Below are 398 nucleotides of genomic sequence, written 5' to 3'. Positions count from 1 at the left end.
ACGATCGTTTCGGTTGGGCCGTATTCATTCACCATTCTGGCCGTGGGCTGGATCCTGCGCCACAGCTCGATTGTCGAATGCGTCAGCGCTTCACCGCCGATGATAAACAGTCCAACCTGGCTGGCGGCCGAGTCCGCCAGCATCTGTTGCCCAAGCACATCCAGATGGCTGGGGGTGATATCAATGATCCCGCAGCCCAAGCTGATCTTTTCCTTTACCCCCTCGACCTCGTCTCCCTCCCTGACAAGCTGTGCGTGGCCACCACAGAGCAAAGGCGCAAGCAGGCTCGTGATTATGGCATCGAAGGCCAGGGAAGAGGAGACCAGGGAGGATGACCTGGGCGCATAAGCTTCGCAGGCCCAGGACAGATAATTGGCCACTCCCCGATGCTCGACCAT

The 398-nt window shown here is 58.8% G+C and carries 1 protein-coding gene; it reads right to left on the bottom strand.

The genetic code is table 11. From position 1 onward, the window contains the following. Positions 1–380: AMP-binding protein (locus KIP88_RS46165; RefSeq protein WP_308163854.1), on the bottom strand; the 380-nt coding region annotated here is incomplete at its 3' end. Positions 381–398 lie beyond the last annotated feature (18 nt).

It is taken from the genome of Bradyrhizobium sp. SRL28, from assembly GCF_018596315.1.
Lineage (GTDB): Bacteria > Pseudomonadota > Alphaproteobacteria > Rhizobiales > Xanthobacteraceae > Bradyrhizobium.
The sequence above is the reverse complement of the archived record's forward strand: the minus strand, read 5'-3'. Positions and strand labels throughout refer to the sequence as shown.